The organism is Dietzia sp. B32, from assembly GCF_024732245.1.
Lineage (GTDB): Bacteria > Actinomycetota > Actinomycetes > Mycobacteriales > Mycobacteriaceae > Dietzia.
On the sequence record NZ_CP093845.1, the window covers coordinates 3,496,129 to 3,515,770 of the forward strand.

A 19,642-nucleotide genomic window follows, 5' to 3' on the forward strand; every position below is an offset into this window, starting at 1 on the left:
AGAACCAAGGGTAGTGCCTAGCGGCGTCGAGCCGCCGTTGTGCGGACAGCGGCGGGTCACCACCACCCGGTGGCGGGCCCCATCTGACGGGCGAGTTCGCCAGAGGCGGACCGGACCCACGAGCCCGAGAGGTGGTGGGAGTCGTGGTAGACGATCACGTTGCCCACCACGGCGGGGCAGTCCTCCGGGTTGCACAGGCCGTCGCTGAGGTCGAGCAGGCGAACCGAGTCCAGGCCCGCGGCGGCGATCGCGGCGGGGTTGATGGGGGAGATGGAGCGCTCCCGCGGCATACCGCACTCCTCCGGGGTGCCGCCGTCGCCGAGGCAGTCGCTGGCGCGGATGGGGCCGCGGCCCCGGTTGAGCCACGGGGTGTCGCGGATGGCGATCACGCCGATGCCCTGCTCGCCCAGCGCCCGCCACAGGTCCACGTACTGGCGGGGGGTGACGTCGGGCCCCACGACGCCGACCGGGCGGGTGGCGGTGGTGAACACGAAGTCCGGGTTCAGTCCGACGAGGGCGGCGAGCGCCTCGGGGGTCCATTGTGCGCAGCTCTCGTACAGCGGTTCGTCACCGTCGGAGACCGAGGCGTCGAGTGTGAGCGGGCAGCCCATCTTGAGGACGGTGACCACCCGGAAGCCGTAGTGCCGGCCGACCTCGTCGAGGCCGCTGATCCAGTGTTCGGCGTGGGATCCGCCGGTCAGGGCGATCGTGCGGGGGGAGGTGACGTCGCCGTACACGCACATCTCGACCTCGGTGGACTCGAAGTCGGAGATGCAGCCGTCCAGGGTGCTGGCGGGGAGGTCGTTGCCGACCTGGATGAGGGAGGGCACGTACGACACGTCGTCGGGCACGGGGACGTCCTCGAGGTACGCCCGCGCGCCGGGGTGGTCCGGGTCGGTGAGGGAGTCGACGTAGGGGACGGCCGAGCGGGAGTTGGAGGTGGCGCCCCACCAGCCGACGGTGCCCAGATTGGCGACGGCGGCGACGACGACGAGGACGCTGGCGCCCACGAACAGCCTCTGCTCACGGGCCGAACGGGCCGGACCGCCCCGTTTCCGGTCGCGTGCCGCAGCCGCCGGGGTGGTGCGTCCGCGTGCCCGGCTGGGCATCCGCACCGGGCGTTCGACGTACTTCTCGGTGATGAGCGCCAGCACGATCGAGATGGCGATGATCACGAGTCCGGAGACCACGGTGATCTCGGCCTCGCGGTCGTGGGACAACCACAGGATGAGCAGCGGCCAGTGCCACAGGTACAGCGAGTAGGAGATGTCTCCCAGGCGCCGGAACACCCGCGCGGACAGGAGCCAGGTGATCGGGTCCTTCCACGGGGTGGCGCGCTGTCCGGGCGGCAGGTTGCCGCCGAGGATGATGAGCAGGGCGCCGCCGATGGGGTACCAGGCGAGGGGGCCGGGGAAGTAGCCGGCGCCGTCGAAGAGGAAGCCGGTGCTCACCACGAGGAACAGGCCGGCGGCAGTGGCGAGCAGTCGCAGCGGCCAGGGCAGGACGATCCCGGCGAGCACGATGGCCACCAGTCCACCGACGAGGAGCTCCCACATGCGGGCGCCGGTGTCGTAGTAGTTCCACGCCTGGTTGGTGGCCTGCCCGAGGACCGCCCACCATGCCGAGGCCGCGGTCCCCGCGGCGACGACGCCCACGAGCAGCCATTTCGGTGTTCCGCGTCGGATCACGAGGCGCCAGAGGGCGGTCCCGCCCAGGATCACCGCGAGGGCCACGAGGTAGAACTGCCCCTGGACGGACATGGACCACAGGTGCTGCAGCGGCGAGATGGTGGCGTCGGCCGCGGCGTAGTCCGACGCCGTGAACGCCAGTTCCCAGTTCTGGTAGTAGAGCAGCGAGGCGACGGTCTGCTCGAAGATGGCCGACCACTGGGTGGGCGGCTTGATGAGCACGGTGCCCAGGACGGTGGCGGCGATCGTCACGACCAGGGCGGGGTAGAGCCTGCGGACCAGCCGCTTGAGGTGCGGCAGGGGGGAGAGCGGGGAGCCCGGGTCTCCGGCGCCGCGCAGGAGCGACCCGAGGAAGAAGAAGCCGGACAGGGTGAGGAAGACGTCCACGCCGCCGGAGACCCGGCCCATCCAGATGTGGAAGACCACCACGAGTGCGATCGCCAGGCCGCGCAGGCCATCGATGTCGTGCCGGTAGGCCATCGTCCCGCGGCGCCGACCGGCAGGCGCGGGAGCAGATGTGGTGGCCACTGGCGGGTACTTCCTGACGTGTCGTCCGGTTGGTCGGTGGGGCCCGGCCCGGCGTCCGGGCACCGTGCCGGAAGCCGGCGGAGCCGGGTCCGATTACACCACAACGGGTCGGCACCACCGGCGTTGGTACAGTCCGTGCGCATGACCAGCCCGTCGTCGTCGACCACTCCCGCGCGCCCGGGCGGTACGGTCGCGCACGCGGCGTCGACCCTGCTCGGCGTGGTGGGCCCGTTCCTCGCCGCGGTGCTGTTGTGGATCGTCGCGGCGCCCCGCGCGGAACTGTTGTCGGTGGGCGACGGCCGGGGGCTGCGGCTACCGGATTCGGGGGCGGACGGCGGCAGTCAGCTGCTCGTCCTGGTCGTCCTGCTGGGGTTCGCGACCGTCTGCGCGGTAATGGTGCTGTGGCGGCGACATCCTCATCTCCGGCGGCCGGCGGGCGTTCCCGCGCTCGCGGTGCTGCCGGGCCTGATCTGCGCGCTCGCCGCCGCGGCCGCCACCCCGCTGGCCGATGTGCTGGCCGCGCCCCCGGGCGATGCCCCCTACGGCGAGCTCGTCCGGCAGGCGCCGGCCGCCGGCGATCTGTTCTTCGACCGCATGGTCTTCGGGACCTCCGGCCCCGCGTGGGACTGGTTCCCTCCCGGCCTCGACTGGGTGGTCCTCGGGGCCATGATCGCGGCGTTCACCGTGGCGGTCCTGGCGTACCTCAGTCCCGCGGGGGATCTGGGTGACCCGTCCGTCACCCGGCCGTCGTCGGCGGGCGCAGCGTAGCGAACTGGTCGGTGATCCGTAGCCGTCGTTCGGCGAACGCGTACAGCGCCGCCGGCCGACCCCCCGACGGCCCCGGCGGAGCGCTGCGCCCGCACCGCACGAGCTCGCCGCGGCGGGTGAGGACGCGCTGCAGGTTGGTCGGGTCCACCGGGTGGCCGAGGGCGGCGCCGTAGAGCTGCGCGAGGAATGACAGCGTGAACTCCTCGGGCGCCAGGGCGAACCCCAGGGTGGAGTAGGAGAGCTTGGCCGCCAGCCGGGCTCGTGCGCGGGCCACGATCTCGGCGTGGTCATAGACGGTGTCCGGCAGCTGGTCGACCCGGAACCATGCCGTGTCGGTGGGGATCGCCGGGTCCGCGTCGCTGGGCAGGACTCCGAGGAAGCCGGAGGCGAACACGCGCCGGCCGGGGATGCGGGCGGGGTCGGAGAACTCGGCGACGGACTCCAGGTGGCTCAGTGATCGGACGTCGACCTTCTCGGCGAGTTGCCGGGTGGCGGAGGCGGGGAGGTCCTCGTCGTCGCGGACCTCGCCACCGGGTAGAGCCCACCTGCCGGCGGCCGGCCCGAGGGAGTGTTGCCACAGCAGGACGTGGAGCGCGGGAGCGGCGGCCCCGGGGACCGGCCGCACCTGGGTCACCACGACGAGGACCTCGTGACCGGTGTTACACTGCATCATGTTTTCGATTGTAAGTCGAAAACGACCGGCCGGTGGTTTGCCGGTCCGCACCGATTCACCCGGGAGGGGGCAGCGATGAGCACTGCCACAGGACTGAACACCGCGAGCACGACGGTCGCACCGAGGCCGGACACCGTCGTCGGGCGGCTCGATTCGCCGCTCGCGGCGAAGATCCGTCACGACGGCGCGGTGTACACGGGCGTCGAGCCCGACGCGCAGTGGGCGTCCGAGATCCGCCGACTCGCCGCCGAGCGCGACGCGGTGATCCTCGCGCACAACTACGAGGTCCCCGCGATCCAGGACATCGCCCACCATGTGGGCGACTCCCTCGCCCTGTCGCGCATCGCGGCGGAGGCGGAGCAGTCGACCATCATCTTCTGCGGCGTCCACTTCATGGCGGAGACCGCGAAGATCCTGTCCCCGGACAAGACGGTCCTCATCCCCGACGAGGCCGCGGGCTGCTCGCTGGCCGATTCCATCACCGCCGAGCAGCTGGCGGAGTGGAAGTCCGAGCACCCGGACGCGGTGGTGGTCTCCTACGTCAACACCACCGCCGCCGTGAAGGCCCTCACCGACATCTGCTGCACCAGTTCCAACGCGGTCGAGGTGGTCGAGTCGATCGACCCGGACCGCGAGGTGCTGTTCCTGCCCGATCAGTTCCTCGGCGCGCACGTCCGGCGCAAGACGGGCCGCGAGAACGTCCTGGTGTGGGCGGGCGAGTGTCACGTCCACGCCGCGATCAACGGTGACCAGCTCACCGCCAAGTCGCAGGCGCACCCGGGCGCCGAGCTGTTCGTCCACCCCGAGTGCGGTTGCGCCACGAGTGCCCTGCACCTGGCCACCGAGGGTGCGGTCCCGGCCGACCAGGTCAAGATCCTGTCCACCGGCGGGATGGTCGACGCCGCCCGCGCCTCGGGTGCCCGCGAGGTCCTCGTGGCCACCGAGGTCGGGATGATCCACCAGCTGCGCAAGGCCGCCCCGGAGATCGACTTCCTGCCGGTCAACGACCAGGCCAGCTGCCCCTACATGAAGATGATCACCCCGGCCGCGCTGCTGCGCGCGCTCGTGGAGGGGGCCGACGAGGTGCACGTCGACCCGGTCACCGCCGAGGCCGCGCGCGGGTCCGTCGAGCGGATGATCGCGATCGGCAACCCGGGGTCGGGGGAGTGAGCGGGGCCGGCGCGTCGAACGTGGCGCCCGGGGCCGACCGTGACGACCCCCGCGCCGACGACCCCCGCGCCGACGACCACCGGGGCGACGACGACGAGGTCTTCGACCCCGACACCCGTGCCGACGCCCTGATCGCGGTACGGCGTGCCCTCGAGGAGGACCTGCGATACGGCCCGGATGCCACCTCGCTGGCGACGGTGCCCGCAGACGCCCGCGCCACGGCCCGCCTCGCGACCCGCTCCGACGGGGTCGTGGCCGGACTGCCGCTGGTGGAGATGGTCCTGGCCGAGGTGTTCGGCCGGGCCGAGCCGGGGCGGGCGGACTTCTCGGTGGTTCTGCACGCCCACGACGGGGACCGCGTCTCGGCCGGCGACGTGGTCGCCGAGATCAGCGCTCCGACGCTCGGGTTGCTCACCGCCGAGCGGACCCTGCTCAACCTCGTGTGCCACCTGTCCGGCGTGGCCACCGCGACCCGCGCGTGGGCCGACGAGCTCGCCGGGACGGGCTGCGCCGTTCGCGACACCCGCAAGACCATGCCCGGGATGCGGTTGCTGCAGAAGTACGCGGTCCGCTGCGGTGGCGGGGTCAACCATCGACTGGGCCTGGGCGACGCGGTGTTGGTCAAGGACAACCACGTGGTGGCCGCTGGCGGGGTGCTCCCGGCGTTGGCCGCGGTGCGGGAGCGCTTCCCGGATCTGCCGTGCGAGGTCGAGGTGGACTCGCTCGAGCAACTGGACGAGATGCTGGGAGCCGGCGTGGACCTCGTCCTGCTCGACAACTTCCCCGTCTGGCAGACCCAGATCGCGGTCCAGCGCCGCGACAAGGTCTCACCGGCCACCCGCCTGGAGTCCAGCGGTGGGTTGACGCTCGACGCGGCGGCCGATTACGCCCGCTGCGGGGTCGATTATCTGGCGGTCGGGGGCCTGACCCACTCCGTCGCGGTGCTCGATCTGGGACTGGATATGTGAGGTCCGCCCCACCGTGGCCTTCGGGCTCGGGCCACCGGCCGCGGTCCGCGTAAAGTCGAGGACCATGACGGGGTTCTGGGACTCAGGCGAGAAGAGCACGGCAGCGGAACGACGATTGCAGCGGATGGAGGAGGCGCGCCGCCGCGTCGAGGCGGGGGAGAACACCTCGCCGCCCCCTCCGCCCGCACCCGCCAGGAGCACCAGGCCGACGCGCTCCGCCCGCACCGCCAAGGCCCCGACCGTCGACCCGCTCGCGGTGACCGGAGCGCAGTTCGCGGTGTGGCGCAGTGTGCAGCACTTCTGCAGTACCGATTCCACGCCCGACGCCCGTGGCGCCGACCTCGACCTGCTGGTGGCCTGGTCCGACACGATCCAGCCGTTCCGGCTCCGGCAGCGCATCGTCGCCAGGTTGGACAACGAGGGGGCCTGGCTGCCCGTCAGTTACGCCAAGGACGGTGCCCGCGAGCCCATCACCCAGGCTCAGGCGGAGCGCTACCGGGAGGCCCGTCTCGGCGAGACCACCCTGTCCGGCGGGGCCCAGAAGCCGCTCAAGGAGACCGATCACCCGGACGAGACGGTCGCCCTGTAACCAGCCCTGACGTGCCCCGGCCCCGCCGGCCGCGTGTCAGCGGTCCCCGAGCGCGAATCGCCGCCCCTCGGGCCGCGGGCCCGTGGCGAGGACGATCTCGTCGGCTCCGGCCTCGGCGGCCGCCGCGTCGGTGGTCTCCTTGGCAGCGGTGACCTCGTCGTCGTCGCTCCCACCGGTCTCGCCCGCAGCGCTGTCCCCCGCAGCGCTGTCACCCGCAGCGCCATCACCCGAACCGCCTCCGGCAGGGTCGCCCTCGCCGGTCGCGCGGACCATCTCACCGTCGCCGGGTAGCGGATCGACGGCCACGATCGTCCCCTCCTCGAGCAGGTCGATGATCGCCGTGCGCGCGGCGCGGGCGTAACGCAGGTTGCGCAGGGCCGGGGTGTCCGCCTCGGGGGCGGACGGGTCAACGTCGACCAGCCGGAGCGGCTCGCCCGACGGTGCCTCGTAGGCCTCGCACACCGACTCGATCAGTTCGTCGAGTGCCAGGCTGTCGCGCTCGCCGAGTTTGTCGACCACGATCATGCGGGCTCGTTCGAGCGCGGGCTGCTCGGGTTCGGTGGCGGCGTCGATGGCGGTTCGGATGGTCTCGAGTGAGGTCATACCCCGAGCCTGCCAGTCCGGGCGGCGGCGTGCAGCCGGTCAGCAGGGGCGGTGGGCGTCGTGCACCTGCGGCACCACCGTCACCACCACGTCTTCGATCTTCCAGCTCAGCTCGGCCAGCCGACGCCGGACGTCCGCGAGCCGCTCGACGGTGACCTCCCGGCCGGGCGACGGGACCAGGAAGGCCTCCACATGGAAGACGTGCCCCTGGTCGCGAACCCGCGCGCCGTGGTCGTCTGCCCAGTCGACACCCGCCAGGAGGTCGTCGATCCGGTACACGAGTGGATGCGGGTCGGTGCCGTCGAACCGGGTGGGACGCGCGTCGGCCAGGCCTTCGATCGCACCGCGCAGGTTCGACCACCCGTCCCGCACGATCGACACGCTCACGACCAACGCCGCCACCGCATCCGCCCACCACAGGCCCACCGCGATCCCGAGGACGCCGACGATGGTGGCCAGGCCGGTCTTCCAGTCCGCGCGGTTCATGTCCGCATCGGCGTAGAGGACCTTGTCGTGCAGCGTCTCGGCGGGTGCGGCCTTCATCCGGCCGAGGAAGAACGGCCCGATGACGGACAACCCCATCACCACGATCATCAGCCACCCGGACCAGACCACCCGCCCGCCGATCTCCACGACCCCCAGCGGCGGCCGCTCGCCCGTCACCAGACCCGTCGCGGAGTCAAAGACGAGGAACGCCCCCATCGTCAGTAGAGCCACCGCGGCGACGAGATGCCCGATCCCGACGGCGCGATGCCGGCCGTAGGGGAAACGAGCCGACGGCGGAGTCCGCGCGATCCGCACCGCCACGAGGAACGCGATCGGCGGCAGGAGGGACAGCGAGTCCTCGATCCAGGCGGCCTTCATCGCCTGCGACTGGCCGGACACGGCGTACACCGCTGCGACGGTGACGACCAGTACCGCGAGGGTCGCCCACTCCAGGCGGACCGCGCGACGCAGCGCGGCCCGTTGATCGTCGGGCAGGTCGTCGCGCCCGATCCCCGACGCGCCGCGGCTCCGTCGGTCGTCGTCCCTCTCGGCACTCATGATGCGCCCCCGGATTCGGCGAGGTAGGTCTCCAGCGCCACCAACAGCGCGTTCTCCCCGAGGGGAGTGGCCATCACCATCTTCTCGGTGTCCCCGTCGGGGGTGACCTCGTCGGTGTACGGCCTCGTCAACGCGATCTCCTTCTCCCACGGGGAGTCGGAGGTCAGCCCGCCCACGACCACGTCGAGGTCCCCGCGGGCCATCGCCATCACGAGTTCACTCTCCGCGCCGGGCGTCCACTCGACGTCCGCGGCGTACGACTCGGCGAATCCGGTGACCAGGTCGATCTCCCGCCCGGCGACCCGGCCGTCGTCGTACACCTCGGTCCACGGCGGGTTCTCCGACACGCCCACCCTCAGCACGCCGTCGGTGATGCGCCCGAGACTGCCGTCGGTGTCCTTGGGGAGTGGTCCGCCGCAGGCGGCGCCGAGGACCGCGACGAGGACCGCGACAACGACGGTGAGAACGACGGAGTGAGCGACGGAGACGACGCCTCGGCCGGTCGTCTCCAGCGGGCCGCGGGTACGACCACGCTCGACTGGATTTCGACGGACGTGCATGGGATTCCCCACCTTCCGCGTCGACCCGTTCAGGACGAGAGTTCCACCAGCACACCGGGGATCTCGGGCAGCAGTTCGCGCGCGAGGAATCCGGTCACACCGACCCGGGCGGACAACCGCTCCCCGGCCCGACCGTGACCGAAGGTCGCCCACGCGGCGGCCTGGGCGGGTTCGGCCCCACGGGCGAGCAACCCGCCGATGAGCCCGGCCTTGACGTCACCCGACCCCGAGACGCCGAGACCGAACGAGCCGGATTCGTCCCGCCATAACCGGCCGTCCGGCGCGGCGATCCACGAGGTCGCAGTGCCGGTCACCACCACGGCCCCGGCTCGCCCGGCGAGCTCGATGGCGTGTCCCGGGGTGTCGGACTCCACCTCGTCCTCGGGCACGTCGAGGGTGCGGGCGAGCTCCCTGGGATTAGGGCTGAGGACCGCGCGCCCCTCGAGGTGCGCGAGCCCGTCGGGATTCTCCGTGACGTAGGCCATCCCCAGCGCGTCCAGCACGAGCGTGGTGTCCAGCCGGGGCACGACATCGGAGAGCAGCTCCACCGCGGCGACCTTGTCGCATATGCCCGGACCCAACACCACTGCGTCACACCCCTGAGCGAGTTCGACGATCGTGTCCGCGCCCGCGGCGGTGAGCTCGCCGGCGTCGTCCTCGGGTAGACCGACGGTCTTCGATTCCGGGATATGGATCGCGAGGGTCGACGCCACCGACCCGGCCGTGGCGATCTGCAGTTTGCCGGCCCCGCACCGCAGCGCCGCCTCCGCGGCCAGCAGCACCGCGCCCGGGGTGGACCGGCTGCCACCGACGACCAGGACCCGCCCTCGACCCTCCTTCCCGCCGTCGGGGGAGGGGAGAGCCCACCCGCGGAGCAGGTGCGGCGTGAGGACCGACTCGCTGCTGCTCACCGCGCCGCCTCCTCGGTCCCAGCCGGGATCTCCCGGGTCATCGGCTCGTCAGCTCGCTCTACGGCCGTCGTGTCCGCGTAGCGTTCGAGTTCGAGTCGCTCGGTCCGGGCGCCGGCGCGCGGGCCTGTGCCCGTGCCCACCCGGTACGTCGTCACCGAACAATTGGGCAGGGGGTCCTCCCGGTCGATCCGGAGGACCTCCTCCTCGGCCATCTGCTCCAGCGCCACGCGGAAACACATGATGACCGCCTGGTGGCTGAAGACCGCGACCCGCTCGCCGGCGTACTGCTGACGCAGATCCGTCAGTAGATAGCGCACCCGCAGGAGCACATCGGTCCAGCTCTCGCCACCGGGAGGACGGTAGTAGAACTTGCCGATACGGTCCCGCCGCTCGGCTTCCTCCGGATACCGCTCCCGGATCCCACGGCCGGTGAATCCGTCGAGAATCCCCAGATCACGCTCACGCAGCCGTTCGTCGGTGAGCAGCGCGGCACCGCCGGACCCATCTCCGCGCGCATGACCACCGACCACCTCGAGTGCCGCCGAGGCCGTGTCCGCCGCCCGGCGATACGGCGAGGTCAGCCACACGGTCGGGCGGGCCTCGGTGGGCAGGTCCCCGAGCCAGGCACCCACCGCCCGGGACTGGCGCACCCCGGCGTCCGACAACGGCGTGTCGGCGTCGCGGTGGTCCAGGTCGAGTTGGTGGGCACCGGCGGCGCGGGCATTGTCGTTGGCGACGTTGCCGACACTCTGGCCGTGGCGGACAAGCAGGAGTCCCGCGAGTTCGGTCACGGCTCGAGGACCACCTTCACGGCGCCGTCCTCCTTCTTCTGGAACATCTCGTATGCGCGGGGTGCGTCGGCCAGCGGGAGCCGGTGGGTGGCGAAGTCGTCGACGCCCAACGGATCGTCGTCGGTGAGCAGCGGCATGATCTCCGGAACCCAGCGCTTGACGTTGGCCTGGCCCATCTTCAGGGTGATCTGCTTGTCGAACAACGTGAGCATGGGCACCGGATCGGCGGTGCCTCCGTACACACCCGAGAGCGAGATTGCCCCGCCGCGGCGCACGATGTCTATCGCCGAGTAGAACGCCCCGAGTCGGTCGACCCCGGCGTGCTCCATCATCTTCTTGCCGAAGAACTTGGGCATCAGACCGACCGCGGCATGCGCAGCGCTCGCCACGGGAGAACCATGGGCTTCCATGCCGACCGCGTCGATCACCGATTCGGGCCCGCGGCCGTCCGTCATGTCGCGGATGACGTCGCCGATCTCGCCGGGAACGTCAGTTGGATCGATCACCTCCACCCCGCGGTGGGCCTGGCGGGCCCGGCGCTCGGCTACGGGGTCCACGCCGATCACGCGGTGTCCACGGTGCGCGGCGATGCGTGCGGCCATGTCGCCGATCGGCCCGAGGCCCAACACGACGACCGTGCCACCGTCGGGGATCTCCGCGTACTCCACGGCCTGCCAGGCGGTGGGCAGGACGTCGGAGAGGTAAAGGTATCGGTCATCCGAATGCTCGTGCGGCACCTTGATGTGGGTGTTCTGCGCCTGGGGGACCCGCAGGTATTCGGCCTGACCGCCCGAGACACTGCCGTACAGCTCGGAGTAGCCGAACAACGCCGCCCCCATGCCCTGGTCACGCACCTGGGTGGTCTCGCACTGGGTGTTCAGGCCCTTGTCGCACATGAAGCAGTGGCCGCAGGAGATCTGGAAGGGCATCACCACGCGGTCGCCGGGCTTGAGCCCGGTCACCTCCGCGCCGACCTCCTCCACGATTCCCATGGGCTCGTGTCCGAGGATGTCGCCCTCGTTCATGAAGGGACCCAGCACCTCGTACAGGTGTAGATCCGATCCGCAGATGTTGGTGCTGGTGATCTTGACGATCGCGTCGGTGGGCTCCTGGATCTGTGGATCAGGGACGTCCTCGACGCGGACGTCGCGCTTGCCGTGCCAGGTGACTGCCTTCATGAGCGGGCTCCTCTCTGGTCGTGCCATGCGCGTTCACGCATGCCTCCGACCGTAATAACGCAGGGCGGCCTCCGCATCCGGTAGACGTGGCCACCGGCTCGCCGCGGTCGGAGGTCAATCCAGTGCGCGTAAGACCTCCGCATGACTCGTCAACTGGTCGGCGAATGTCGTCACAACCACCTGGCGCAGTACCGTCGCCCCACCTCCCGATCCACAGGCGGTGTCTCCGCTGACGACTCCTTCGCCGCTGTCGCCTCCGTCGTCGCGCCACACGGTGGCGATCGTGGAGGCTGTGAGTTCATGGTCGCCCACGCGGAACTCGCCCAGGGTGTCCGCGACCCACCGGCCTCGGTCATCCTTCACCCGCTGTGTCGCCCGTAGCCGCCACCCGCCGAGAACTGCCGCAGTATCGGCGAGCCTGTCGAGGACCGTCGTGCAGTCCACCGCCGGTCTGATCCTCGCAGTGGAGACCACGACCGTCGGTTGGAAACCCTCCCTGCCCAGGCCCGGGTGCACCCACACCGCGGCGTTGCCGACCGGTTCGTTCTGCTCGACCAACCGCCAGCCGTCGCCGGGGTCGAGGCTTCTCAGTGACGGCTCCTCCAGCGGTTCGAGGACGCAGCCGTGAATCTGCAGGAATTCTGGGAGCGTCGTCATCGGGCGCTTTCCTCGCCGGCGCGGATGATCTCTCCGGTACCGCGCTCCCAGCGGTCCCCGACGCGCATCTTCCGGCGGGTGTTCCATCCCGGACCGACGAACAGTTCAGCACCCCAGGGCGTGGCCAGCAGCGGACGCAGCTCTGGGTTCTCGATCAGCAGGTAAGTGGCATTGATCAGGGTATTGGGGTCGATCTTGTACCCGGAGCAATCGATATTGATCACGTCGACGCCGTTGAACCGGAATCGCTTCCCCCTTCCGCGGCTCGGGACCTCGTCTCGCACCGCCACCTGTACCCCGGCCCGTAGGTTGCGCCTGTTCGCGTAGTAAATCCGGGAGCCGCCGCCGTGCTTGAGGTTCGCGTCGCCGATCGCCCTGACGTCGAGTACCTCTGTCCACGGAATGGTCGTGCGGAAGCGCCCGCGGTGGTGTTCCAACCCTTCCGGGGTGAAACGCAGTAGGTGCCGATGCCCGGCGAGGAGAAACGACAACAGAACGAATCCGTACAACCCGACAGCCGTCACGAGCAGTCGCGGCGGTGCGAATCGTGAGCCGAGCGTCATGTGGGGTTCGAGGTACTCGAGTGCCGCGAAGGTGGCCAATGCGACAACGCCGACGAGCGTCGGTACATGGAAGCGTGCAAGGGTGACCGTGGGAATCGGTCCGGTCGGCTCCTTGAGCCGTCGGGCCGGACTGAGATAGACGAACCCACCCACGACCGGGACAAGCCCCAACAGGGAGAACATCGTGATTGCGCCGGCCAGGGACGAGACCGTTGCCCGGCCCGGATCGTGAAAGAAATCTGCGCTGGTCTCCACTCCGAGCGCGAGGAACAGCGGTGCCGACAGCACCCAGATCCACCGGGGATTCTGCGCCACGCGGTATTCCCACGCCATCTCGGCTGTGACTCCGTGGGTGGTCCTGACATGAGTCATCTGATCAGCCGCCTTCTCGCTCGTCATCGAAGTGATTCCGAATAGCGACGGTGGTGAAGTAACCGGCGCCGCTCGCCATGAGGAGTCCGAACGCGGCGCCCGCGACAGTCCCGGCACCGGGGATGAAACTGCCGGCCGCAGCGCCCACGAACAACCCCGCGACCAGTCCGCCGCCCTCGGCGGCGAGCGTCTCCGACATCCGCTCGTCGTCCGGTGCTCCTGCGATTCCGGCGACGAACCCGAGTGCGTTCCCGAAAGGACCCAGTACTTTCGCCACGAGCCGCGTGCCCCGCAACCCATCGTCGCTCGCGTCGATGAGGGCTCCGAGCGGCTGCGTCATGGCGCCCATGACCAACCCTGCGATCGCAGTCCTCGGATCGGCGTTGTCACCGTATAACGCAATGGACTCATTGAGGAGAGCGAGCTCCCGGGACGTCTCGACATCGAGCGAGTCGAGCGCCCGCAGCGTGGCTATGATCGACTTTCCGAGTTCGTCGAGTTCTTCCTCGACAGCAGACTCCGCAGCTGCCGGGGGCGTCACCGTCCCGTCCTCTCCGACTGCACCACCCCTCTGATGAACGGACTCCACATCCACGGCCAACCGGTCCCGGTGGAACGCCGCGGCCCGAGCGAACGACGACAACGTGTCGGCGGTACTACGCAAGTCGTCCCCGACCGCGAAGGACCTTCTCCGCAGGTCGCCGAGAGCGAGTCGCGCCGATTCGACGGAGTGACCCCGCATCTCGTCGAGTGTTCGTTCCACGTCGTCCCGCAGAAGATCCGCCACGTCGCTCGTGGTGGCGACTCCGGCACGAACCGCGGTCAGTTGCGACTCGACCGCGTCCAGTCGCCAGGAGAGGGCCTCGCTCAGGCGCACGGACACCGGGTCACCTCCCGCCGAAGGTCGTCGCGTTGTGGACATCCGAGTCGACGATCGCGTCGGTAGCGTTCCGAAGTCGGTCTGCTGCCGCGGACAGGTCGGAGCTCAGCCTGTCGGTCGACTCGCCCAACCGGGAGGCGAGTGTGCGCGTGACGGCAGCGACCCTGCTCTCTCCCAGGACAGCGGCCGCGGCCGTGAGCGAGACCTCCGGTGCGATCTCACCGACGTCGACGCAGTATCCATCGATCCGCCCGGCCAGATCGTGCAATTCGACCGGTGCGACGTGCAGCGGCCCGGTCATCGCGAGCCCCGCTTCGACGACAATGCGTCCCCGAACCGGTTCAGCTCATCCCGGTGCGAGCGCACTGGAGGTGTGGTCGTCCTCGTCGTCGTCTTCATACCCGCCCTGCTGTCGTGATGGCCGTACCCCGGCGCTGTTCCATTCCTGCAACCTGTATGACGCGCGGGGCGTGACGGCTGGTTCCGCGCCGGGCCGAACCGAATCGAAGATTCTTCGACGCCGAGCCGAATAAAGTAACCACCATTCAGATCGGATAGGTCGGTTACCCGGCCCCGTCAACGGTGGTGACCATGAGTAGTCCGCCCAACGGATCTGGCTGGAGCGACGACGGATGGGGGCACGCCCCGTATGGAACACCTCCGTCGGTCCCGCGACGCAGCCCACTGGTCTGGGCGATGGGGGTGCTCATCGTGGTACTGCTGATCGCCCTCGCAGGCATCGTCGGGTACCTCCTCGCATCCGACGAACACCGGCCGGTTGCAGCCCCTGCCCCCAGGTCGACCACCATCGAGCCCTCGACGCCGCGGACCACCCCCACGGGTTCGAACGAGGACGGCGTGCCGATCTCCCCGGCTGGAGTGACCGCCTGCGACCCCGACGAAATCTCGGGCGAAGCGGGAATAGCCCGTCGAAATGTGAACATCGACCGATGTCTGGGCGACTGGGCGCTCGCCCACGTCTATGTTCCGCCCGGCGAACCGGCCGGCGACACGCAGTACATCGTCGGCCGCGTCGACGGGGCATGGAGCCGGTACACCAGCATTCCCTCGGGTATCTGCGCAGACGACGCGGAGAGTGACGGGATGCCGGCCGAACTGTCGCGGCTTCTCGACGAGTGCCCGCGATCAGAGGTGTCGACGGGAGACCTCGGCCTGTCCACGCCCATGACGAGGCCACTCTGCGACGGGCGGGGGATCGTGGTGCTCTACTCCGCCGTCACCCCCGGCGCCTATGCACAGGAGATCTCCTCCGCACTGGCCACGTACCCCGGGTCGTCGTACCTCCGCACGGACATGGCGTGCCCGTCGCTGCGCCCCCGGGACGAGAACGGCAACGTCATCTACGCGGTCTACCAGCCGTCTGGTTATACGAGGCAGGAGCTGTGCGGCGACGTGCGGGCAGCGGGCCCGCCGGCCTACGGGCGATGGCTGGACACAACTAGTGATCCGTCCGCCCTCGTGAGCTGCTGAACCCGCGACGGGCCGGACAGTAGTTATCGCACGAGAAGTGGGATGTGCTGCTCGGCCGCGGTGTTGGCCCCGTGATGACCGAGAAGGGAGGATTCCATCTTCTCGAGTTGTGGCCGCGCGAGAATAACGCCGCCGGTCGCGATGGCGATGACGTCCCCGAGGCGGTCGGCGTGGTCGCGGTCTGGGCCGAAAAGCTGCTCGTCGAGGGCCTGCTCGCGGCTGATGACCCGGGCGAGGTCGGTCAATTGTGCCCGCCACGAGTGCAGGACGTCCCGCGCCGCCCCGTGGCGGGCATAGACATGACGAACCCGGGCCTCCCCGGCCACTGCCTCGACGTCGGTGAGGAGCGCTGGGGTCGCGTCGATGTCGATCACGGTCTCAGCGGCGACCATTCCGTGGTCCGCCGTCAGCAGGAGCTTGCAGTCGCGGGGGAGATCGGTGGCGAGGTCCGTGACGAACTTGTCCACTTCGCGCAGGGACTGAAGCCACTGGGATGATCCCGGGCCGTGGATATGGCCGATGAGGTCGAGGTCGCCGAAGTAGGCGTATGCGAATCGTCGGGCGCGGGACGGCTGACTGAAGGTGTCCAGGATTCCCTGACGGATCTCGTCAAGTGAGTTCGCCGGGAGGTAGTCGCCTCCCGCCCGGAACGCCGCTCGGGTCAGGCCGGAATCACGGAAGTCCTCACGCATGACGTAGGTGACATCGACCCCGTCGGCTGCCAACAACTCGAGCAGGCTCGGCTGTTGCTGGACCTGCCGGGGCGGGAAGCGATCCAACGCCGAGGGGCCGCTTGACGACTCGAGAGTCCACCGCAGCGGATTGAACGACGTCGGTGGGGCGCCGGAGTCGTCTGACATGCGGAAGCTGTATCCCACGATGCCGTGCTTGGAGCAGGGGGCGCCCACCGCGAGGCTCGTCAAACTCGTGGCCGTCGTCGCGGGGAACCCGGCAGAGATCATTCGGTTGGTCGTCGCCGCGAGGGTGGGAGCCGCCTCGGCGTGCTGGCGGATGAGTTCGGCCCCCAGGCCATCGATGAGTACGAGCACCGCATCGCTCGTGGGGGCTATCTCCAGCGGGCTGCGGAAGCCGGTACCCAAGGCGGCGGCGATCGACGGCATGACATCGGCGAGCGAATTCTCGGACGGGCTGGTGGGGATCGCGATCATGTCCTCACGATCCCTCAAGTCCCGCGGGTCGGGGGAGATACGCGGCTGATGGGCGACTGCATCTCATGGCGGGGCCCGACTGCCCGACTGCCCGGCTTCCGGCTGCGTCGTCAGAAGGGTGGTGGGTCGATGATGTCGTCGAGGCGTTGGCGGTGGTGGTCGAGTAGGAGGGTGCGGATGCCGAGTTCGATGGCGCTGGCGTGTGGGGCGTTGCGGTTCCACCAGCGGCTGGACTCGGCCGGTGGGGTGGGGATGGTGTCGGTGGTGGCGCGGGCGCGTTCGGTGTTGTGGCGTTCGGCGTTGTGGCGGGCGGCGCGGCGGGACCAGTAGGTCGGTTCGGCGTCGGCCCGGTCGTCGCCGGTGGGGTCGGGGGTGCGGCGTTGCTGACGGGCCCAGGCCTGGGTCTCGGTGTGGGCGTGTTCTCGTCGGTAGTCGGCCAGTGGGCCGGAGGGTCGGGTGAGCATGGTCGAGCCCTCGGGGGTGGTCACGGTCAGGGTGCCGTCGGGGTGGAGGTGGTAGCGCCAGTCGGAGAAGGTCTTGAACCGGTGGTGGCGCCGGCACATCGCGGCGAGGTTGGCCTCGGTGGTGTGCCCGCCACGCTCGGGGTCGGTGTGATCGAACGGCACCACATGGTCCAGATCACAGGACTCGGCCGGGATCGCGCAGCCGGGGTGGCGGCAGGTGCCGTCGCGTAGTCGGATGCGGCGGGCCAGGTCGGCGCTGGGCCGGTAGGTCAGGGCGGCTCGGGCGTCGTCGGCGGCCCCGATCCGGGGATCGACGGCCTCAAACGTGGCCCCGTCGCTGGTGGCGAGCATGTCGAGCAGGGCCTGCAGGGCGGCCTGGCCGGTGCGGGTGAACTCCACCCGGGCTCCGCCGTCGTCGCGGGCGTGGTTGCCGGTGGCGATGACGGTGACCCGTGGCCGCAGCGGCGCCACCCCGGCACCCGCGGTGGCGGACTGGCCCGCGGCACCGGGCTGGCCGGGGCCGGTGTCGCCGCAGACCAGGGACATCAACGCGTCGGCGCGGCGTTCGGCGAGGGAGTAGTCGTCGACCTCACCGGCGGCCTCACCATCACCGTCGCCATCGCGGGCGTTGGCGGCGGCGTCGGCGGCAGCTGCGGCGTCGGCGGCCCGGTGGTCGGCGACGCGGTGGTCGAGGGCCTCGGCCAGGACGGCGGCTTCCTCGGTTGCCAGGATCGCCGAGATGGTGGACATGCCGTCGATGCCTTTGTTCACGCGTACCCCGCGGGTGCGGGCGGCTTCCTGGCGGCGCAGGCGGATGCCATTGGCGTCGTAGCCGGCGATGATGGCATCGACGTTGCTGCGGATGGCTTTCTCGCCCAGGCGGATCCCGCCCTCGATCGCGGCGAGGTACTCGTCGACGACCTGTTGCTGCACCAAATCGAGCACGTCGACGTGGACGGTGGCCATCTGGGAGGCGAGCACCTCGGCGGCGCGCTGGTCCAGACGCCCCTGCGCCATCGCTGTCAGGATCGCCGGGTACCGGGTGTGCAGGTCGAAGGCGAAGGAGATCATGGTGGTGGCCCGCCGGGACGAGATCGCCATCGCCGCGACCACGTACCCGGTCGCGACGTCGATGGGATCGACCACCGCATGCCCGGGTCGGCATTCACCGGCGCCCGCCCCGGACTCCTCCCGGCGCTGGCATTCGAGGAACAACTCGTAACACGCCACGAACCGGCGTGCCGCTGCACGATTCTCGCCCATCCAGCCCTCACGCACCGCCGCCCGCAGACCCGACAACGAACTCGAGGAACCAGACGAGGCGGGCGAGGCGGACGAGCCGGACGAGCCGGGCGAGGCGGGGGAGGCGTGGCCAGCGGCCGCGCGATCCGCGTCCTCCTGCATCCACCCACCCCCTCCGTCGTCGCTAACCCGGCATCGAACTTGTGTTCTAGTATACGAAAGTAGGTTCGCACCGGCAAGGGTCACTTCAGAGGATCTTGGTGCAGGGGCTCCGGAGCAACGGGAGCCCACCTCGGCCTGATCTGTGGTCCACTCTTTTTTATCGTTCGGGGTGAATGCCCCGTGGACCCACACCTCGGAGGCGTTCCATGTCCAAGACTCTTGCCTGTGCCGGAGCGGTCGCTGCCGCGCTAGTCGTCATGTCGACGGGAGCCGCAACTGCGCAGAGTTCAGGCGCAACCAGCTCGAACTCCTTCCCGGGATCGTCCGAGACCGAGGGCGACTACCTCGGTGAGGCAGGCGAGCTGCTGCCGGGTTCCGTGACGGGGTCGTTGCCCGGTTACGCCACCGGTCCGCTGGGGTCCACCGCCACGCTCGCGTGCAACATCGGGTCCGCGGTCGGTGCCGCCGCCAACCTGATGGGGGCGCCGTTGCAGGTTCCGGTCGGCGTGGTCTGCATGGTGCTCAACCCAGTGGCCGCGTCTGCGGATTCACTGCTCAAGGGTGACGTCGCGGGCTCCGTGGGTGCCGTGGTCTCAGGCGTGCCGCTGGTCGGCAACTCGCTCGAGGATCAACTGGACACAGGGTCGGCCACCGAGTCGGTGGAAGGTTCTGTGGGCGATCGGCTCGGCTCTCTCGCCGAGACCTCGCTGACGCCGGGGAACTGAGACGCGCCCCGCCCCGCGCCCGACCGAGGGGTGAGGGGCCGGGTGAATCCCGGGTAGGGGTGCCGGAAGCTACCGCTGCCCGCGGCCGAACGCGTGCGGCTCGACGGGCTGCTGCGTCCTGGGCAGGCCGGCGACCACGAGCCGATAGGACTCGGTGACCAGCTCGGACACCATGTCCGCGTCCAGGGATCCGCCCGGGTGCAGCGAGATCCAGTGCCGCTTGTTCATGTGGTATCCGGGCGTGATGTCGGCGTGCGCATCGCGGAGCGACATCGAATCAGACGGCAACGCCTTGAGGATCACCTGGCGTTCGCCGTCGACGGTCGTGTGGAACATGAACATCTTCCCGCGGACCTTGAACACGTCGACGCCCGGCCCGAACGGGAACTCCAGAGTCGATGCGGGCAGTTCGCGGGCCCGCATCGCGGCGCACTTCTAAAGTTCCC

Annotated in this window: 21 protein-coding genes; 6 read left to right on the forward strand and 15 right to left on the reverse strand. The window is 70.0% G+C overall.

Annotated elements, in window-relative coordinates:
* Positions 1-56: 56 nt before the first annotated feature.
* Positions 57-2,216, reverse strand: coding sequence for an acyltransferase family protein (locus L8M95_RS16445; protein ID WP_260487153.1), 2,160 nt, complete (start codon positions 2,214-2,216; stop codon positions 57-59).
* A 141-nt stretch (positions 2,217-2,357) separates the two neighbouring features.
* Here L8M95_RS16445 and L8M95_RS16450 point away from each other — a divergent pair, with 141 nt between their 5' ends.
* Positions 2,358-2,984: a hypothetical protein gene (locus tag L8M95_RS16450; protein WP_260487154.1), complete on the forward strand. Its 627-nt coding sequence runs from the start codon at positions 2,358-2,360 to the stop codon at positions 2,982-2,984.
* Here L8M95_RS16450 and L8M95_RS16455 read toward each other — a convergent pair.
* On the reverse strand, positions 2,953-3,657 hold the full coding sequence (locus tag L8M95_RS16455; protein ID WP_260487155.1) for an NUDIX domain-containing protein: 705 nt from the start codon (positions 3,655-3,657) through the stop codon (positions 2,953-2,955). The genes L8M95_RS16450 and L8M95_RS16455 overlap by 32 nt on opposite strands.
* Positions 3,658-3,732: 75 nt before the next feature.
* On the opposite strand from L8M95_RS16455, the gene nadA reads away from it, so the two are divergent.
* From nadA to L8M95_RS16470, 3 genes are all read left to right on the forward strand, one after another.
* Positions 3,733-4,827, forward strand: a complete 1,095-nt coding sequence (nadA, locus tag L8M95_RS16460) for a quinolinate synthase NadA (RefSeq protein ID WP_260487156.1) — start codon at positions 3,733-3,735, stop codon at positions 4,825-4,827.
* A gap of 128 nt (positions 4,828-4,955) precedes the next feature.
* Positions 4,956-5,795 (forward strand): carboxylating nicotinate-nucleotide diphosphorylase, encoded by an 840-nt coding sequence (gene nadC, locus L8M95_RS16465; protein ID WP_260489291.1) that lies wholly within the window; start codon positions 4,956-4,958, stop codon positions 5,793-5,795.
* A 64-nt stretch (positions 5,796-5,859) separates the two neighbouring features.
* Positions 5,860-6,384 (forward strand): hypothetical protein, encoded by a 525-nt coding sequence (locus L8M95_RS16470; protein ID WP_260487157.1) that lies wholly within the window; start codon positions 5,860-5,862, stop codon positions 6,382-6,384.
* Positions 6,385-6,420: 36 nt separating this feature from the next.
* Here the strand turns inward: L8M95_RS16470 and L8M95_RS16475 are convergent, their stop codons facing one another.
* The 10 genes from L8M95_RS16475 to L8M95_RS16520 all read right to left on the reverse strand — a co-directional run bounded on the left by L8M95_RS16475 (position 6,421) and on the right by L8M95_RS16520 (position 14,244).
* On the reverse strand, positions 6,421-6,987 hold the full coding sequence (locus L8M95_RS16475) for a hypothetical protein (RefSeq protein WP_260487158.1): 567 nt from the start codon (positions 6,985-6,987) through the stop codon (positions 6,421-6,423).
* 39 nt (positions 6,988-7,026) lie between these two features.
* Positions 7,027-8,031, reverse strand: coding sequence for a cation diffusion facilitator family transporter (locus L8M95_RS16480; RefSeq protein ID WP_260487159.1), 1,005 nt, complete (start codon positions 8,029-8,031; stop codon positions 7,027-7,029).
* Positions 8,028-8,591, reverse strand: a complete 564-nt coding sequence (locus tag L8M95_RS16485) for a transporter substrate-binding domain-containing protein (RefSeq protein WP_260487160.1) — start codon at positions 8,589-8,591, stop codon at positions 8,028-8,030. Before L8M95_RS16485 ends, L8M95_RS16480 begins: the two co-directional genes overlap by 4 nt.
* Before the next feature lie 29 nt (positions 8,592-8,620).
* Positions 8,621-9,502, reverse strand: coding sequence for an NAD(P)H-hydrate dehydratase (locus tag L8M95_RS16490; protein WP_260487161.1), 882 nt, complete (start codon positions 9,500-9,502; stop codon positions 8,621-8,623).
* Positions 9,499-10,293 (reverse strand): histidine phosphatase family protein, encoded by a 795-nt coding sequence (locus tag L8M95_RS16495; RefSeq protein ID WP_260487162.1) that lies wholly within the window; start codon positions 10,291-10,293, stop codon positions 9,499-9,501. Before L8M95_RS16495 ends, L8M95_RS16490 begins: the two co-directional genes overlap by 4 nt.
* Positions 10,290-11,471, reverse strand: a complete 1,182-nt coding sequence (locus tag L8M95_RS16500; RefSeq protein ID WP_260487163.1) for a zinc-dependent alcohol dehydrogenase — start codon at positions 11,469-11,471, stop codon at positions 10,290-10,292. The genes L8M95_RS16495 and L8M95_RS16500 overlap by 4 nt, the downstream gene beginning before the upstream one ends.
* Positions 11,472-11,585: 114 nt before the next feature.
* Positions 11,586-12,128, reverse strand: a complete 543-nt coding sequence (locus tag L8M95_RS16505; RefSeq protein ID WP_260487164.1) for a hypothetical protein — start codon at positions 12,126-12,128, stop codon at positions 11,586-11,588.
* The gene (locus L8M95_RS16510) at positions 12,125-13,090 is read right to left on the reverse strand and encodes a hypothetical protein (protein WP_260487165.1); all 966 of its coding nucleotides are present in this window, start codon (positions 13,088-13,090) and stop codon (positions 12,125-12,127) included. Before L8M95_RS16510 ends, L8M95_RS16505 begins: the two co-directional genes overlap by 4 nt.
* On the reverse strand, positions 13,068-13,946 hold the full coding sequence (locus L8M95_RS16515) for a hypothetical protein (protein ID WP_260487166.1): 879 nt from the start codon (positions 13,944-13,946) through the stop codon (positions 13,068-13,070). Before L8M95_RS16515 ends, L8M95_RS16510 begins: the two co-directional genes overlap by 23 nt.
* Positions 13,947-13,950: 4 nt before the next feature.
* Positions 13,951-14,244: a hypothetical protein gene (locus L8M95_RS16520; RefSeq protein ID WP_260487167.1), complete on the reverse strand. Its 294-nt coding sequence runs from the start codon at positions 14,242-14,244 to the stop codon at positions 13,951-13,953.
* A gap of 290 nt (positions 14,245-14,534) precedes the next feature.
* Here L8M95_RS16520 and L8M95_RS16525 point away from each other — a divergent pair, with 290 nt between their 5' ends.
* Entirely contained in the window at positions 14,535-15,434 is a 900-nt protein-coding gene (locus tag L8M95_RS16525; protein WP_260487168.1) for a hypothetical protein, read from the forward strand.
* Between the two features lie 23 nt (positions 15,435-15,457).
* Here L8M95_RS16525 and L8M95_RS16530 read toward each other — a convergent pair whose 3' ends face one another.
* Positions 15,458-16,603, reverse strand: a complete 1,146-nt coding sequence (locus L8M95_RS16530; protein WP_260487169.1) for an alkaline phosphatase family protein — start codon at positions 16,601-16,603, stop codon at positions 15,458-15,460.
* A gap of 110 nt (positions 16,604-16,713) precedes the next feature.
* Positions 16,714-18,471, reverse strand: a complete 1,758-nt coding sequence (locus L8M95_RS16535; RefSeq protein ID WP_260487170.1) for an HNH endonuclease signature motif containing protein — start codon at positions 18,469-18,471, stop codon at positions 16,714-16,716.
* 206 nt (positions 18,472-18,677) lie between these two features.
* On the opposite strand from L8M95_RS16535, the gene L8M95_RS16540 reads away from it, so the two are divergent.
* Positions 18,678-19,196, forward strand: a complete 519-nt coding sequence (locus tag L8M95_RS16540) for a hypothetical protein (protein ID WP_260487171.1) — start codon at positions 18,678-18,680, stop codon at positions 19,194-19,196.
* Positions 19,197-19,265: 69 nt separating this feature from the next.
* Here the strand turns inward: L8M95_RS16540 and L8M95_RS16545 are convergent, their stop codons facing one another.
* Entirely contained in the window at positions 19,266-19,619 is a 354-nt protein-coding gene (locus L8M95_RS16545) for an MmcQ/YjbR family DNA-binding protein (protein WP_260487172.1), read from the reverse strand.
* Positions 19,620-19,642 lie beyond the last annotated feature (23 nt).

Excerpts from the sequence above, each read along its gene's own strand:
- L8M95_RS16450 (WP_260487154.1), top strand. The coding sequence starts at position 2,358 with ATGACCAGCCCGTCGTCGTCGACCACTCCCGCGCGCCCGGGCGGTACG.
- L8M95_RS16455 (WP_260487155.1), bottom strand. The coding sequence starts at position 3,657 with ATGATGCAGTGTAACACCGGTCACGAGGTCCTCGTCGTGGTGACCCAG.
- nadA (WP_260487156.1), top strand. The coding sequence starts at position 3,733 with ATGAGCACTGCCACAGGACTGAACACCGCGAGCACGACGGTCGCACCG.
- L8M95_RS16470 (WP_260487157.1), top strand. The coding sequence starts at position 5,860 with ATGACGGGGTTCTGGGACTCAGGCGAGAAGAGCACGGCAGCGGAACGA.
- L8M95_RS16475 (WP_260487158.1), bottom strand. The coding sequence starts at position 6,987 with ATGACCTCACTCGAGACCATCCGAACCGCCATCGACGCCGCCACCGAA.
- L8M95_RS16480 (WP_260487159.1), bottom strand. The coding sequence starts at position 8,031 with ATGAGTGCCGAGAGGGACGACGACCGACGGAGCCGCGGCGCGTCGGGG.
- L8M95_RS16485 (WP_260487160.1), bottom strand. The coding sequence starts at position 8,591 with ATGCACGTCCGTCGAAATCCAGTCGAGCGTGGTCGTACCCGCGGCCCG.
- L8M95_RS16500 (WP_260487163.1), bottom strand. The coding sequence starts at position 11,471 with ATGAAGGCAGTCACCTGGCACGGCAAGCGCGACGTCCGCGTCGAGGAC.
- L8M95_RS16505 (WP_260487164.1), bottom strand. The coding sequence starts at position 12,128 with ATGACGACGCTCCCAGAATTCCTGCAGATTCACGGCTGCGTCCTCGAA.
- L8M95_RS16510 (WP_260487165.1), bottom strand. The coding sequence starts at position 13,090 with ATGACGAGCGAGAAGGCGGCTGATCAGATGACTCATGTCAGGACCACC.
- L8M95_RS16520 (WP_260487167.1), bottom strand. The coding sequence starts at position 14,244 with ATGACCGGGCCGCTGCACGTCGCACCGGTCGAATTGCACGATCTGGCC.
- L8M95_RS16525 (WP_260487168.1), top strand. The coding sequence starts at position 14,535 with ATGAGTAGTCCGCCCAACGGATCTGGCTGGAGCGACGACGGATGGGGG.
- L8M95_RS16530 (WP_260487169.1), bottom strand. The coding sequence starts at position 16,603 with ATGATCGCGATCCCCACCAGCCCGTCCGAGAATTCGCTCGCCGATGTC.
- L8M95_RS16535 (WP_260487170.1), bottom strand. The coding sequence starts at position 18,471 with ATGCAGGAGGACGCGGATCGCGCGGCCGCTGGCCACGCCTCCCCCGCC.
- L8M95_RS16540 (WP_260487171.1), top strand. The coding sequence starts at position 18,678 with ATGTCCAAGACTCTTGCCTGTGCCGGAGCGGTCGCTGCCGCGCTAGTC.
- L8M95_RS16545 (WP_260487172.1), bottom strand. The coding sequence starts at position 19,619 with ATGCGGGCCCGCGAACTGCCCGCATCGACTCTGGAGTTCCCGTTCGGG.